Origin of the sequence: Nonomuraea cypriaca (assembly GCF_015645445.1) — a bacterium.
GTDB lineage: Bacteria > Actinomycetota > Actinomycetes > Streptosporangiales > Streptosporangiaceae > Nonomuraea > Nonomuraea cypriaca.
This window is the reverse complement of the sequence record NZ_JADOGI010000001.1, coordinates 34,277-49,377: the sequence shown is the minus strand read 5'-3', so window position 1 is coordinate 49,377 and position 15,101 is coordinate 34,277. Positions and strand designations below refer to the sequence as shown.

Sequence of the window (15,101 nt, the reverse complement as noted above, 5' to 3'; positions counted from 1 at the left end):
CGTGGGTCAGGTCGGGTAGCCGGGGGTGAACTCGACGGGCAGCGTCTTGAGGCTGCGCATCTGGATCGACGTACGCCACTCCAGCGTCTCGGGCGGCACCGCGAGCACCACGTCAGGCAGCCGGTCGAGCAGCATCTCCACCGCGATGTGCGCGATGATCTCCGCGAGCTCCGGCGCGGGATGCGGGCAGCCGTGCGCGCCGTACCCGAACGTCATGTGCGCGTGATTGCCCATGGAGTCCCGGTAGAAGTCAGGATGCACCGCGGGATCGAGGTTGGCGGCGGCCAGACCGCAGACGAGCAGGTCACCCGCCCGGATGCGGCGGCCGCTGAGCTGGGTGTCCATCACGGGCCACCGTCCGATGGCGATCTGCCCGGGCGCCTCCTTCCACAGCACCTCGTTCAGCGCCTGGCCGATGCTGCTCCGGCCACCCGACAGCGTCATGGCGAACCGGTCGTCCGTCAGCATGAGCTGGAGCGTGTTCCCGATCCAGGTGGCCGTCGGATCGTCGCCCGCGGTCAGGGTCAGGAGCAGGTCCTGGGTGAGCTCCTCGTCGGTGAGCTTGGCGGGATGGGCCAGCAGCCGGGAGGGGAGGTCGGGCCCCGGGCGCTGCCGTTTCGACTCCAGCAGCCGGGTCATGATCGCCTGTATCCGCTGGTACGCCTCCATCGCGGCCGGCCCGCCGTTCAGGGCGGTGGCCACCTCTCCGAGCAACGCGCGGGTGTCCTGGTCGGGCAGGCCGAGCATCGACCCGAGGGCGAGCAGCGGGATGGGGACGGCGTACTGCGCTATCAGATCCGCCCGTCCTGAGCCGATGAACGCGTTGATCAAGCCCTCGACGACCCGCTCGCAGTGCGCGCGCAGCTCGAACTGGTCGGCCGCGGCCAGCGCCTCGCTGAGCGCGCCCGCCCGGCGCTCGTGCGCCGCACCCACCTCGAACAGCATCGACGGCTGGTAACCGACGTACGCCATGAGGGGCCAGTCGGGCGGGATGTTGTCCCACTGGTTCCACTGGCGCGAGTCGCGGGTGAACAGCTTGGGATTGCTGAGCACGTAACGCAGCTCGCGGTAGCCGAGCACCAGCCAGCCGGGCACGTCGCCCTCGAGCAGGATCGGCACCACGGGACCGTGCCGCCGCATCTCCTCGAAGGCTCGGGCGGGATTCTGGTGGTATGTCCTGCCGTACATCGGGAAGGCGCCCGCGAATGCGTCGTGCTCCGGCGCCCTGGCCCGGGAGGCGAACCAGGAGATGGGGTCGGAGGAATGCGTGGCGTCGGTCATGAGGTCACCTGCCGGGCGGTGGACAGAGCATGGAGATGGTTGACGAGGGTGATCAGCACGGACTTGCTGGACTCCCGCTGCCGCGCGTCACAGGCGACCAGCGGCACGTCGGCCCCGAGGTCGAGCGCGTCACGTATCTGGTCGAGCGAGTGCGCGGGCCCGCCGAACTGGTTGTGGGCCACGATGAACGGCATGCCGTGGTGTTCGAGCCTGTCGATGGCGTACCACGAGTCGGCCAGGCGGCGCCTGTCCACCATGACGACGGCGCCGAGCGTCCCGGTGAACAGGCGGTCCCACACGAACCAGAACCGTTCCTGACCCGGCGCGCCGAACAGGTAGAGCACCAGCTCCTCGTTCAGGCTGATCCGGCCGAAGTCGAACGCGACCGTGGTCGTGGACTTCGTCTCCACGCCGCGCGCGTCGTCGACCCCGGCCCCCGCCCGCGTCAGGGTCTCCTCGGTGCTCAGCGGGCGGATCTCGCTGACCGATCTGACCATGGTCGTCTTCCCCACGCCGAACCCGCCGACGATCACGATCTTGAGTCCGGTGGTCGCGGAGCTCGGCAGCGGGGCGCGTGCGACCTGTTCAGAGCTTCTGGAGTCCAACGAGCACCTGCTTCAGCATTTCGGGTTCGGGCAGACGCGCCGCGGCAGGCACCGGACGCGGGTTTCTGGCGGTGATGCGTCCCATGTCGAGCAGGTCGCGCAGCAGGATGCGCGCGACGCCGACCGGCAGCCGCAGCTCCGCCGCGACCTCCACGACCGCCATCGGGCTCACGCAGAGCCGCAGGATCCGGGCATGCTCGGACTGCATGCCCGGAGTGGGATCGCACTCGCTCACGATCAGCGTGACCAGGTCGAGTCCATCGTCTGTGGCGTCGCTGCGCCCGCCGGTCACCATGTAAAGGCGGTCCGGGTTCTCGTCCTCCAGGCGCGGCGACATCAGACCTGGCTCTGTTGAGGGGCTCGGGGTGGTGCGCTCAGGTACTCACCGATCTGCTCCACCAACTCGTTCATCTTGTGGCCGATGAGACCCGGATCGGCGTCGTCGCCGGCCACCACGGCGAGGTGCGCGCCCTCCCCCGCCTCCACGATGAACAGCAGCCCGCCGTGGAACTCGGTCATGGACTGCCGCAGTCCTCCCGTGCCGTCGCCGAACTCGATGGAGGCGCCGTACGAGAGGCTCTGGATGCCGGAGGCGATCGCGGCGAGCTGGTCGGCGCGGTCGATGGAGAGCCCGGCGGTGTGGGAGAGCCGCAGGCCGTCCCTCGACAGCACCAGCGCGTGCCTGGTGTGGGGAGTGCCTTTCAGGAGGTTCTCGAGCAACCAGGCGAGTTCCTGATCATTGGTTCTCATCGAGTTCCGTCCTCACCAATCTGTCGTGCTCTGCTCGCCTGATGGAAGGCGGTGAACTTGGCTCCGGCGTCGGAAGGCGTCCGCGCGGATCTGGGCTCCTGGCCGGCCGCAGGGCGCGGCGGGGTCTGCGTGGCGGACGAGGCGGCCGCGAGCGTCTGCCCCCGGCGGCGGCGCGGCAGCCCGTGCAGCTCCCCGTCCGGCTCGGGGCCCGCCTGCTGCGGTACGGATCGCTGGACGGGCATGGCCTGCTGCCGGGAGGCTGCGCCGCCTGCGGCACCGGGACACTCTGGCTGATGAGCTGCAACGGAATCATGACCACCACGCCGGTACCGCCCCGCGAGGACGGGCGGAAGGAGACGGTCAGCCCGTGCTTGCGGGCCAGGGAGCCGACGACCGCCAGTCCGAGCCTGGAACCGGACAGCTTCGTGAAGTCCAGCGGCTCGGCGGAGACGGCGCGCTCCGCGCGGGCCAGCGCGGCCTGGCTCATCACCAGCCCGCAGTCCTCGATCGTGATCACGATTCCGGTGCTGACCTCCTCCACGTAGACGTGCACCTCTTCGGTGGGCGGGGAGAAGCTCGCGGCGTTGTCCATCAGCTCGGCGAGGGCGTGCATGACGCCTTCCGCGGCGTGTCCCGCGATCGCGACGGTGCTGACGGAGTGCACGCGTACCCGCTGGTAGGCGCTGATCCTGCCGATCGCGCCGCGCAGGATGCTCTCCATCACGATCGGCTTGGTCCAGCGGCGTCCCGACCGCGCCCCGGTCAGCAGGGCGATGCTGTCGGCGAGCCGGCCGGCCTGCGCGGTCGTGTGGTCCAGCTTCAGCAGGTCGCCGAGGCCGACCCGGTCGGCCCTGTCCTCCATCTCACGCAGGTCGGCCAGCATGCTCGTGGCCAGCGCCTGAACCCGTCCCGCGGCGCTGGCGCACGCGGACGTGGTGGCGGCACGTACCCGTGCCTCCCTGCTGACCTCGTTGACGAGGACCCGCAGAATCTGCTCCTGGGCGCTGCTCGCGGGCGGCGGGGTCGTCGCGAGCACGCCGATGGCCGTGGACGGCGCCATGACGGCCCGCTGATCTCACGCTGATCTCACGCGCCGAAGCCGGTCACCCCTCGCGACAGGTCGAACTGGTGGATCCGGGTCAGCGGCCATTCCTCGTACGGGAAGGTCCGCAGCTCCTCGTCGTCGAACGCCTCGGCCACGTCCTCGGACCGGAGGTGCTCAGCCAACAGCGCGGTCAGCCGATCGGCGTCCTCCGGCCGTTCAGCCTGTACCGGCTTGATCTCGTGCGGGTCGGCGGCGAGATCGAACAGCAGCCGGTGCCCGCCGTTGGCCAGCCAGATCAGCTTCAGCTCCCTTTGCCTGACCATCGCCTTGAAACGCCGGGTGCCGGGTCGCCCGTGGTAGCCGAACAGCGTCTCCCTGGGTGGCGCCGCGCTGGTCAGCAGGCCGAGCAGGTCGCTGCCCTGCCGCAGCTCAGGTTGCCCGGCGGCGGAGGTGGCCAGGCCGAACAGGTCGGTCAGACAGACCAGCTCGGATCGACGATCACCGGCCGCGATCCGCCCCGGCCAGGAGATCATGAACGGGACCCGGGCGGACGCCTCGAAGAAGCTCTCCTTCTGCCAGCCATGATGGTCACCGAGCAGGTCACCGTGATCGGCGTAGAAACAGATCACGGTGTTGTCCGCGTCCGGTCTACGCTCCACCGCGTCCAGCAGGTCGCCGATGCAGCCGTCGATGTAGCTGATCTCGCCGTAGTACCTGGCCTTGAGCGTACGGGCGCGGTGCGGATCGACGTCCTCGGCGTAGACCAGGTGGTTCATCCAGGGGATGTGCTGGTCGAGATGATCGGTGTCGCGATCGCCGCACACCGGGTCGGGCATCTGGTCCGGGTCGTACATCCGGTTGTACGGCAGCGGCGGCGCGAACGGAGGATGCGGCCCGATGTAGGACACGAACCCGAACCAGGGACGGTCGTCGTCGGCGCTCATCAGCCCGATCGCCTCCCTGGTGGCCCAGGACTCGACGGTGCAGTCCGCCGGCAAGGGACTGAGCTGCGGCATGTAGTACATGTCGGTTCGCTCCCCCATCAGCGCCTCGATCCAGTCGTACTCGGGATGTTCGGCCGCGATCCACGACGCGTACGCGTCCCCGGCCCGCTGCTCCGGGCTGACGTAGAACTCCTCGCTGTGCCGCTGCGTCTCGTAGCCGACCGGCGCGTCCCAGGGCGTGGTGTGGAACTTGCCGACTCCCCACGTGCGATACCCGCGCAGGCCCATCGCCTCGGCCAGGTACGGCCCGCAGCGATCCCGGATCGCGGCGTGCCCCCCGTCCGGGACGGTGTTGTCGTACACCCCGGTCCTGGTCGGCTCGCATCCGCTGCGCAGCGTGTAACGAGCAGGGACGCAGACCGGGGAGGTGGAGTACGCGTTGTCGAAGACGGTCCCGCGGGCGACCAGCCGATCGAGGTTGGGCGTCGCGAGACGAGTGTTGCCGATGGTGTCGAACCGCTGCTGGTCGGTCATCACGAACAGCACGTTCGGGCGGGTGGGCATGAACGGGTCTCTCCTCACGAAGCGGTCGGCGTCGGCAGCAACCGGGCCCGGTCGCCCCGCAGGGCGGACTCGCGGGCGTTCCAGTCATCGACCTGGCCCAACTCGGTCAGCAGCCGGTCGGCCGGCAGGAACGCGTCCCCGGCTTCCGCCAGCAGAGCGGTCAGCCGGGCGTCGGCCTCGGCGACCCGGCCGGACGACGCCGGGTCGGCGACCAGGTTGTCCAGCTGCCACGGGTCTTCGCGGTCGTCGAACAGCAGCCAGGGCCGGCCATCGACGGTACGCGCGTAGGTCAGCTCGTCGGTGACGAAGCCCCGCCATTCGCCGATCCCCTGGTCGTAGCCGTTGTCGAAGCTGACCCAGTTGCCGACCACCAGCTCCTGCCGCAGCGACCCGCCGACTCTGAGCCGATCGCTCAGATCGCGCCCGTACGCCCCGATCGGCGGCAGCCCGAACAGCCCGAGCAGCGTCGGAGCAAGATCGACCAGGCCGAGAAGACCGGCCGGGCGATACGCGGGAACGCCGGGTCCGTTGATCACCATCGGCACCCGCACGGCCTCCGCGTACGGGCTCTGCTTGGCCCGCAGGCCGTGGGCTCCGAGCATGTCGCCATGGTCGGAGGTGACCACGACGATCGTGTTCCCGCGTAGCCCGAGCCGGTCCAACTCCGCCACGATCCGGCCGATCTGCGTGTCCACCGCCGTGATCGCGCTCCAGTAGAGCCGCTGCACCTCCCGCTGCTCGTCGCCGTCGGGCGTGTTCGGCGGCACCGTCATCCGCTCGATCGGATAGCCGGTACGAAGGTGCATCGGCACCGAGTCGTAGGGGTCGTGCGGCGGGTTGTAGGAGACCGTGAGAAAGAACGGCGCATTCTGCTCGCCGAGGAACTCCAAGGCAAGATCGGTCTGCACCTCGGGCTCGTATCCGGTGAATTCAACCCTGGTCGGGCTCTCGGCGCCGACGTAGTAATGACCATCGACGTGATCATGAGAGCAGTCGACCCCGACCCAGTGCTCGATCCCCGGCCGCGCGGCCGGCGGCACCCACTTGTCCCTGGGCAGCCCGGCCAGATGCCACTTGCCGATCCAGCCGGTCCGGTACCCGGCGCCCGCCAGCGCCGTACCCAAAGTCTCCAGCCGCGGCGACAGCGGCAGGTCGTTGGCGACCACGCCGTGCTGGTGGGGCAGGCGACCGGTGAGCAGGCTCGCCCGGCTCGGCCCGCAGACCGGCGAACTGGAGCATCCGCCGGCGATCGCGGCGCCGCCTGCCGCCAGCCGATCCAGGTTCGGGGTGCGTACCCCGGAAGATCGCCCGTCGAGCCAGCCCTGGTCCTGCCCCCGCCACTGATCGGCGATCAGCACGACGACGTTCGGAGCCGTCACGCCTGGAACTCCTTCGGGTCGACCTCGCCGTTCTGCACCGCGGCGTCGTAGGCCGCCTGCATCCGCTGTTGCATCGCGGCGAGCGCCGGTTCGAGCGGAGCCGACGGGTCGAGCAGCAGCTTCTCCACGGTCTGATCGACGCTCTCCCCATCCACCTGCAGCAGGCCGCCGGGCGTCTTCGGCCACTGCTGATCGAGTTCGGCGGGCCGGAACTGCTGGAGGAACGCGTTGTCCTTGACCGCGGCCGAGTCCCAGACGGCGGCGCTCAGCGGCGGCGCGGCCTTCGCCGCCAGCGCCTCCTGAACTCCGTCGCCGACCATCACCTCGAACACCGCGGCGGCCTTCTCCGGGTTCTCGGTGGTCGACGAGATCGCGTACGGGTAGCCGGCGTTCATGGGCGACCGCACCAGCTTCTGCCCGTCCGGCACCGGCAGCGGGGCCGCGACCACCTTGACCTTGCTGCCCAGGTCGGCCAGCACGGACACGACCACGCTGCTGGCGACGTACATACCGGCCTCGCCCTGGCCGAAGGCGTTGTTCGCGACGTCGCCCGTCAGGGTCGCGGCGCCCGGGTAGGCGGTCTTGTCGGTGATCATGCTCCGGTAGAGCTCCAGCAGCGGCGCGTACTTGGCCGACTCGTACTTCTGCGTGGCCGCGTTGAACAGCCCGAACTGCGCCACCGCCGGGTCACCCGCCATCAGCAGGATGTCGACGCTCCACTGCCGGAACCCGGTCGCCTTGATCGGGATCAGCATGCCGAACGCGTCACCGTCGCCGCTCTTGGTGATCGCGGCCGCCGCCCGCCGTACCTCGGAGAATGTCGCAGGCGGCGAGTCCGGGTCCAGCCCGGCCTTCTCGAACAGGTCGGTGTTGATCAGCATCCGGTTGGTGGACGCGGTGGTCGGCACGGCGTACGGCACGCCGCCCCAGACCAGCTCGCTGTTCTTCTGGTGGTACGGCGCGGCCTTGTCCAGCACGGCCTTGTCGACCAGGTCAGGCAGCGGCTGAACCCACCCGGCCGCGACGAACGCGCCCAGCTGCGCCGAGGGGCTGTGGAACAGGTCGGGCGCCCGCTTGGTCTGGAAACTGAGCCGGACGATCTCTTCGTACTTGTCCGTCGCCTGCGGCTCGTACCGCACGGCGATGCCGAGAGACCTGCCCTTCTGCTCGTTCCAGGTGTGGAAGAACTCCTGCCGGGCCTTGGCGTGCGCGCCGGCCCGGTCCCAGACCACGATCGTGGTCAGCTCGTTCGGATCGGTGGAACCGGTCGAGGAGCCGCCGCAGCCGACGAGGGCGGCCGACGCCCCGGCGGCGAGTGTGCCGAGGAAGCCGCGGCGGGTCAGGGATGAATCAATCATCGGGGGCCTTTCTCAACAAGGGCGGGGATGGTGTCCCGAACCGCGGCGGCTCGGTCGCGGAGCTTGAGCACGAGCCCGGCCGTGGCCGCCGGCAGCGCGATCACCAGCAGCGGACCGGCGTACGGCACCTGGGTCGCCAGAAAAGGACCGGCGACGGCGGCCGCGATCACGACCGCGGTCGCGGTCACCGCCAGCTCGACGCGGGACAGCGCCAGCACGTACGCCATCCGCAGCGCCACGACGGTACGGCCGGTGCGCTCGAAGATCACCACCGACCACGGCGCGACCAGCAGCCAGGTCACCCCGGCCACCACACTGGTGATCAACACCAGCCAGCCGTAAGGCCCGCCGGGCGACGGTCCGAGCAGGCCGATGAGCACCAGGACGGCGACGCCGAGATGACACCCGGCCAGCGGCAGCGCCGGCAGCAGCCGCCGAACCACGAACCGCAGCGTCTCCCCCGGCCCGAGCGCGGCCTCGCCGCCCGCGTACCGGCGCTGCTGCGCGATCAGCCACAGCGTGGCCGCGGGCGCGGTGATCATCGGGAGGCACAGCAGCAACCAGCAGCAACTGGTCCAGGCCCAGAACCACCAGCGGGACCAGCCGCGGAGCAGGGCGCCGTCCGGAGCGAACAAGGTCATCCCTTCACCGACCCGTCCGTCCAGCCGCGGACGAAGTACCGCTGGAGCACGATGAAGATCACCACGATCGGGACCAGCGCCATGTTCGCGCCGGCCAGCACCGTGTTGTACGGCGTCATCCCCTCGGCGGCGTCGTACTGCAGCGCGCTCACGCCCACGACCAGAGTGCGCAGGTCGGGCGCGGCGAGCGAGAACACCAGCGGCACCTGGTAGTTGTTCCAGGAGGCCTGGAAGCCGAGGATCACCGTGGTGGCGAGGATCGGCCGCATCAGCGGGAAGGCGATCCGCCAGTAGGTGCCGAACAGCCCGCACCCGTCGACCCGGGCCGCGTCCTCCATCTCGGTGCCGAGGCCGAGCACGAACGCCTTGATCAGGAAGATGTGCACGAGCATGATCCCGGCCAGCTGGACGAGGGCGATCCCGAGCAGGTTGTCCAGGCCCAGGGCCTCGGCGATCACGTACTGCGGGTAGAGCGTCGCCGTGGTCAGGCCGACGAACAGGGTGCCGACGTACAGGCCCTCGAGGAACCGCTGGCCACGGAGCCTTCGGCGCGCCAGCACGTACCCGGTCATGCTGGAGGCGAGCGTGTCCAGCAGCACGACCAGGGCGGTGACGATCAGGCTGTTGACGAAGTAGCGGGAGAAGTTGGCCGTGGTCCAGGCCTGGAGGTAGGTGCCCCACTCCCAGACCCGGGGCAGGATGCCACCGTTCCTGCTGAGGATCTGGTCGAGCGGCGACACCGAGGCGAACAGCCCGAAGACCAGGGGCGACAGCATGATCAAAGCCGCCGCGATCAGGATCACGTGGAGCAGCACAGCCCTGGGGCTTCTGCGCCGGACCGGTGCGGCATGGGTGACCGTCTGGCTGGTGGATTCGGTGATGGTTGGTGCGCTCATACCGCTGACCTCCCGCTCCGGTTGATCCGCAGATAGGCCACGGAGATGATGCCGACGATCACGCTCGCGGTGATGCCGAGCGCGGCGGCGTACCCGATCTGCGGCACCGACTCCGGTTCGAAGAAGAACCGGTAGAGGTACGTGAACATCACCTCGGTGCCGCCGGCCGGGCCGCCGTCGGTGAGCGTCTTGACCAGGTCGAAGCTGCGCAACGTACCGATGATCGAGATCAGGATCACCACCCGCGTCACCGGGGCAAGCAGCGGCAGGACGATGTGCCGCAGCGTTGACCAGTGACCGGCGCCTTCCAGCGACGCGCTCTCCAGCAGCTCGTTCGGGATCGTCATCATGCCCGCGAAGAAGAGCAGCAGATTGATCCCGAGGTGGGCCCACACACCGACGCCGATGAGGCTGGCGAGCGCGCTGCCGGCCTCACCCAGGAACCGGATCGGCGCCTCCACCAGGCCCGATCCGGTGAGCAGCTGGTTGACCGGCCCGCCGGTCTCCCGCAGCAGGAAGACGAAGATGATGCCGACGATCGCCGGCGACAGCACGTGCGGCAGAAACAGGATCGTCCGGTACACCGTGCCCCCGCGAACCCCACGGAAGAACACATAGGCCAGGACCAGCGCCAGCGGGATCTCGATGACCAATCGGCCGAACCCGAACTTCGCCGTGTTCAGCACCGCCAGCCACCACTGCTCGTCGCCGATCATCCGCTGGTAATTGGCCAGACCGGTGAACCGCGGGGCCGTGAACCCGTTCCAGCGCTGGAAGCTGAACCAGAACAGCCAGCCGATCGGCAGCAACGCGAAGGCGAGATACGGCAACAGGCTCGGCAGCAACATCAGCCGGCCGACGCCGTCCTCGCGCCGATGCCACCGCGCGCGACGCGGCTGCCGTGGAGAGCGGACAACTGCGGACATCCGTGCGCCTCCTTGGTGCGCCTGCTGGGTATGGACCTTAGATCGATCTAAACAGGCGGGTCAACCATATCGATAAAAACCTGTAGGTCAAGTGGGTTTATTTGACGCCGAGTCGTCAACCATCGAGCTTCAGGCTTCGATCGAGGCCCGGCAGTCCGCCAAGATCGCTCAGTGGCACCCGCAGGACGCGCGAGCGTGAATCTCGGGCGCCGGAGGCGTACGCCTGCCCTTGACCGGCATCCCCATCTCGTCCAGCAGCACCCGGCCGCAGACCCGGCCCAGCTCGACCGGATCGGTGGCGATGCTGCTGATCGGCGGGTTCCACATCGCCGACTGGTGGAGGTCGTCGATGCCCAGCACCGCGCAGGGCGGCGCGTCGTGCGTACGCAATGCCTTGACCAGGCCGTAGGCCACGTTGTCGCTGTGACACAGCACCCCGTCAGGCGGCGGCCCGGCCGCGAGCAACTCGGAGGCGCGGCGGTACGCGGCGTCCGCCGTCGCCTCCAGCGGCTCCGACCAGACCGCGTCCCACTCGACACCTGCACCTTCACCGGCTTCGACTTCGGCTTCGGCTACCGCCTGACGGAAGGTCTCCATCCGGCCTACGCGCGGCGAGGCCAGCGGGTCGCCGCCGAAGTAGGCCACCCGGCGGCAGCCATGCACGCTGATCAGATGCTCGGCGCCGAGCCGCCCGATGGCCTCCTCATCAGTGCCGACGAACGGCAGATCCACGCCGTCGATATGCCGCAGCAGCAACACCGTCGGCAGACCGCTACGGCGTATGCCGGAGAAGTCGTCCGCGGTCGCCGTCAGCGCGGGGATGGTGACCACACCGGCCGCCCGATGCCCGACCAGGGACTGCAGGATCTGTCGTTGCAGGTCCACTCGATCGACCGTGTTAGCGATCATGACGAAGAAGCCGACCTCCCCGAGCACCTCCTGCACGCCCAGCGACACCTCGCCGACGAACGGGTTCATCACGTCCGGCATCACCAGCCCGACCAGGTCGTTGCGCTGGGTCCGCAGGTTCGCGGCGGCCTGGTTGTAGATGTACCCCAGCCGCTCGGCCTCGGCCAGGACAGCGCTCCGGGTCGCCGCCGACACCAACGGGCTGTTCCGCATCACCAGCGAGACGGTGGCCCTGGACAGACCGAGCGAGTTGGCCACGTCGATCATCCGCACCTGGCGCGCTCTGGCTCGGTCGCCCTGCTCCCGCTCTTCTTGCACGTCTCACCTCCCGCGCCCGGCCCGTACCGCGTACATGAGCTAAAAACATCGCCGCCTGGGGCTCACAACCTCCGATGATCATCACGCGATCAGGCGGCCTCAGGATAGCCCGCCCCCGACCGCCAGGTCCCCTCGACCGCCAGCGCCCTGTGTGCAGTCGTCACCTCGCTTCGCCCCGCATGATCTGCCACCACCTCGGTTCAGCTCCACGTCCCGCATCCCCCGGGGCGCTATACGTTGAGAGCGGCAAGGAGTGGGTAACCTCCTTGCCATTGCTTTTTGCCGTCCGCTGTGAACGCGGCGTTCGACGGTGACCTTGACCGACGTGAACAGCGGTCCTCGGGCCTGATCCGCGTGATCCCGGCAAACGTATGAGCTGATGCCTTGCGCATTGGCATTCGTTTACCCGGTTGAATGGATAATTTCGTGATTAAGGGGACTGTCGGTGACCTAACGGTCATCGATCGGAGGAGCACGAACCACGCTGGAGGGGCGGCCCTTGATGCCGGGGAAACCGAGGATGAGCGAGGCGGAAGCCTGGATGTCCGGCGGCCTGCCGCTGGACGTCTTCGATCTCGCCCCCGCGGGGATCGCCGCGACCAGCGGCCCCGACCACCGGCTCATCTATGCCAACCGCGCGCACCGGGAGATCCTCGGCGAGCGCCCGCTCGGCCTGCCCGCCCGCGAGGCGTTCAGCGACCTGCGTCGGCTGGGCTACATCACGAGACTCGACCAGGTGCTGGCGACGGGGGAGGCGATCAGCCTGCGCGCGCTGCCGTTCGACCTCCGCGGGGACGGCCCGCTGAGGCGCGAGCGCCGTGCCTCGACGAGCATGTCGAAGATCTCGCTGGCGTCCGGCGAGGAGGGCGTGCTGATCGTGATCGCCGAGGTCCCCGAGCGCGTGGTTCCCGACGTCGAGAGCAGGGCGCTCAAGCGCTACGAGAGCCTCCTGCAGATCGAGACGCAGGCGCTGTGGGTCGGTGACCTCCTGGGCCGGATCACCGAGCCGAGCCCCGGGTGGGAGCGGCTGAGCGGGCAGACCTGGGAGGAGTACCGCGGTGACGGCTGGCTGCAGGTCATCCATCCCGACGACCGCGTGCCGTCGGTGCACGCGGCGTACCAGGCGATGCGGCGGCAGAGCCGCCTGGTGCAGGTCTACCGGCTGGCGATGCCCGACGGCACGTACCGGCACATCCGCTCGCGGGCCGTACCCGTCATCGAGAACGGCGAAGTCGTCGAGTGGGTCGGCGCCTGTGCCGACATCGAGCAGGAGTGGCAGGAGACCCGGCGCAGGACGCTGCTCGACCAGGCGGCGGCCGCGACCGAGGACGTCGCCGACCTGGAGGAGGTGCTGGGCATGCTCTCCAAGGTGCTCGTCCCTACCCTGGCGGACGGATGCGGCATCTACCTGCTTCCCCAGTTCGAGGACGACCAGTCGATCTCCCGGCCGTTCATAGCCGAACGGGTGGTGACCACCAATCGGGAAGGGATGCCTCCGCCCCGGATGCAGCGTACCGAGCGCTTTGAACCGGACAGCGGTTTCGCCGATGTGATCAGGAGCCGCCGCCCGATCCGGCATACCTTTCCCAGCGGCGCGCCCCCACCCGGCGCGGCGCCGGCCGGGGCCGAGGAGTGGTTCATCCGCGCCGGAGTCAACAGCATGGCCCTCGTGCCGGTGTTCGTGGACGGCGCCATGGCCGCGATCGTCGACGCCACGGTCGCCGGAGACCGCGAGCCGATCAGCGCCGCCGACGTCGACCTATTGGGGCGGATGTTCGAGCACGCGCACGCCCACCTCAGCAACGCGCTGCGGTTCCAGCGCACCCAACGGGTGGCCCTGGCGCTACAGCACTACCTCCTCCCCGAGCCGCCCAAACTGCCCGGGCTGGAGATCACCGCCCGCTACCGGCCCAGCGTGACCACCTCCGAGATCGGTGGAGACTGGTACGACTCTTTCCTGCACCCCGACGGCGCCGCCATCCTGACCATCGGCGACGTCGCCGGACACGACCTCGCCGCCGCGGTCACCATGAGCCAGTTGCGCAACATGCTCCGCGGGCTCGCCATGGACCGGCGCGAACCCCCCGGGGACATCCTGCGCCGCCTCAACATCGCCACCGAGGTCTTCCACTACGAAGGCACGGCGACCTGCGTCCTGGCCCGCCTGGAAGACTGCGGCGACGGCGAGTGGCGGCTCAACTACTCCGTGGCCGGGCACCCGCCGCCGCTGCTGGTCACCCACGAGGGCGAGGCCGCCTACCTGGAAGACGGCGCCAGCCCGCTGCTCGGCCTCGCCGACGACGAGCCACGCACCAGCGCTGTGACGGCGCTGCCCGCGCGTGGCACCCTACTGCTCTACACCGACGGGCTCGTCGAGGTGCCCGGTGAGCACCTCGACGTGGGACTCGAACGCCTGCGCCGGCACGCCGCCGCACTGTCCCGCGAGCCTCTCGACGTCTTCGCCGACGAACTGCTCGCCCAGATGCCCCCGGCCAAGAAGGATGACATCGCAATGATCGTCGTCCGACTGCCCGACGGCTGACCCGGTACGGGAGCCCGCAACCTGACGTTAGCCGAGGATGCCGCGGTCCTTGACCGGTACGTCCACCGGTCCAATGATCTTCAGATCAGAACCCGGGCCACGGCCTGCGCGATCACATTACCCCGTTGACCAGCGCTTTCAGGATGGAACGAGCCCACGGGTCATGCCGCGACGCTCACGCAGGTATTGGATGCGCTGGCCGATAGTGCGTACCGGTGCACTGGAACCGCTGGTGCCGTCGTCCACAGCCCCGCCTCCTGGAAGGTGACAGCCTCAGGCTACGACGCAGCCACTTCGCCTGCCAGAGAACAGCCGGAGGCGGCGACAGCTGTCGCCGATGACGCCGCAATCTATGAGGAGGTCTGGCGCACCGAGAAGGGCTACATCCGAAGCCTGGTCCGGTTCGACAGGGGGATCACCGGGACGGTACCGAGCGGGTTCTTCGCCTGCTGAGGCTCAGACCAACGCTCGAGAGCGCTTGGCGCGGTTCGGCGAGAACTCGAAGGCGCTCTTTATCAGCGTTAAGCGGCTTCACGCAGGGCGCCTTGGACGCATACAGTATCGAGATCCTCTCTCCCTACCCGTAAGGGGTTTGGTGCCGCCACAGCGAACGCTCTGTCGATATGTCGTGAGCGATGACCCCGTGTCGTGCCTGGCCAGGACCCCCTGTTTCTGCTGAGAGTTCTCGTCCCTGTGGACGTACGGTTCCGGCTGCCGACCCGGCTCATCTGTGTCTCAGGGCGGGCTCACACCGGCTCGTTTCTGCTGCCAGGCGTTATGCCTGTTCAGAGTGGTAGGGCGCCCGGGGCTCGAACCCGGAACCTACGGATTAAAAGCGCAAAGTCCACCAGGCGGCGCTGTTCGGGGGGCATCGCGTTGCGAACTACGTGGTTATCGGCAACGCTGAATGAGAAGTATCTATCAGGTCATAGTCCAGGCGGAT

13 protein-coding genes are annotated in these 15,101 nt (G+C 69.0%); 1 reads left to right on the top strand and 12 read right to left on the bottom strand.

Translation table 11 applies throughout. The features are described from left to right. Nucleotides 1-6 precede the first annotated feature (6 nt). The 12 genes from ITP53_RS00220 to ITP53_RS00165 form a co-directional block, all read right to left on the bottom strand. The gene (locus ITP53_RS00220; RefSeq protein WP_236050194.1) at nucleotides 7-1,281 is read right to left on the bottom strand and encodes a cytochrome P450; all 1,275 of its coding nucleotides are present in this window, start codon (nucleotides 1,279-1,281) and stop codon (nucleotides 7-9) included. After that, nucleotides 1,278-1,886, bottom strand: coding sequence for a GTP-binding protein (locus ITP53_RS00215; protein ID WP_195893188.1), 609 nt, complete (start codon nucleotides 1,884-1,886; stop codon nucleotides 1,278-1,280). Before ITP53_RS00215 ends, ITP53_RS00220 begins: the two co-directional genes overlap by 4 nt. Beyond that, the gene (locus ITP53_RS00210; RefSeq protein ID WP_195893187.1) at nucleotides 1,867-2,223 is read right to left on the bottom strand and encodes a DUF742 domain-containing protein; all 357 of its coding nucleotides are present in this window, start codon (nucleotides 2,221-2,223) and stop codon (nucleotides 1,867-1,869) included. The genes ITP53_RS00215 and ITP53_RS00210 overlap by 20 nt, the downstream gene beginning before the upstream one ends. Beyond that, nucleotides 2,223-2,636: a roadblock/LC7 domain-containing protein gene (locus tag ITP53_RS00205; protein WP_195893186.1), complete on the bottom strand. Its 414-nt coding sequence runs from the start codon at nucleotides 2,634-2,636 to the stop codon at nucleotides 2,223-2,225. Before ITP53_RS00205 ends, ITP53_RS00210 begins: the two co-directional genes overlap by 1 nt. After that, the gene (locus tag ITP53_RS00200) at nucleotides 2,623-3,696 is read right to left on the bottom strand and encodes an ATP-binding protein (RefSeq protein WP_195893185.1); all 1,074 of its coding nucleotides are present in this window, start codon (nucleotides 3,694-3,696) and stop codon (nucleotides 2,623-2,625) included. The genes ITP53_RS00205 and ITP53_RS00200 overlap by 14 nt, the downstream gene beginning before the upstream one ends. Before the next feature lie 26 nt (nucleotides 3,697-3,722). Then, nucleotides 3,723-5,189: a sulfatase family protein gene (locus tag ITP53_RS00195; RefSeq protein WP_195893184.1), complete on the bottom strand. Its 1,467-nt coding sequence runs from the start codon at nucleotides 5,187-5,189 to the stop codon at nucleotides 3,723-3,725. 14 nt (nucleotides 5,190-5,203) lie between these two features. After that, nucleotides 5,204-6,568, bottom strand: coding sequence for a sulfatase family protein (locus tag ITP53_RS00190; RefSeq protein WP_195893183.1), 1,365 nt, complete (start codon nucleotides 6,566-6,568; stop codon nucleotides 5,204-5,206). Then, nucleotides 6,565-7,926, bottom strand: coding sequence for an ABC transporter substrate-binding protein (locus tag ITP53_RS00185; protein WP_195893182.1), 1,362 nt, complete (start codon nucleotides 7,924-7,926; stop codon nucleotides 6,565-6,567). The genes ITP53_RS00190 and ITP53_RS00185 overlap by 4 nt, the downstream gene beginning before the upstream one ends. Further along, nucleotides 7,923-8,567 carry a hypothetical protein gene (locus ITP53_RS00180; protein ID WP_195893181.1) on the bottom strand — a complete coding sequence of 215 codons (645 nt, stop codon included), beginning with the start codon at nucleotides 8,565-8,567 and terminating at the stop codon, nucleotides 7,923-7,925. The genes ITP53_RS00185 and ITP53_RS00180 overlap by 4 nt, the downstream gene beginning before the upstream one ends. After that, nucleotides 8,564-9,463: a carbohydrate ABC transporter permease gene (locus ITP53_RS00175; RefSeq protein WP_195893180.1), complete on the bottom strand. Its 900-nt coding sequence runs from the start codon at nucleotides 9,461-9,463 to the stop codon at nucleotides 8,564-8,566. Before ITP53_RS00175 ends, ITP53_RS00180 begins: the two co-directional genes overlap by 4 nt. Next, nucleotides 9,460-10,389: a carbohydrate ABC transporter permease gene (locus tag ITP53_RS00170; protein ID WP_195893179.1), complete on the bottom strand. Its 930-nt coding sequence runs from the start codon at nucleotides 10,387-10,389 to the stop codon at nucleotides 9,460-9,462. The genes ITP53_RS00175 and ITP53_RS00170 overlap by 4 nt, the downstream gene beginning before the upstream one ends. Nucleotides 10,390-10,557: 168 nt before the next feature. Beyond that, nucleotides 10,558-11,616 carry a LacI family DNA-binding transcriptional regulator gene (locus ITP53_RS00165; protein ID WP_195893178.1) on the bottom strand — a complete coding sequence of 353 codons (1,059 nt, stop codon included), beginning with the start codon at nucleotides 11,614-11,616 and terminating at the stop codon, nucleotides 10,558-10,560. Nucleotides 11,617-12,136: 520 nt separating this feature from the next. On the opposite strand from ITP53_RS00165, the gene ITP53_RS00160 reads away from it, so the two are divergent. Beyond that, nucleotides 12,137-14,158, top strand: coding sequence for a SpoIIE family protein phosphatase (locus ITP53_RS00160; RefSeq protein ID WP_195893177.1), 2,022 nt, complete (start codon nucleotides 12,137-12,139; stop codon nucleotides 14,156-14,158). Nucleotides 14,159-15,101 lie beyond the last annotated feature (943 nt).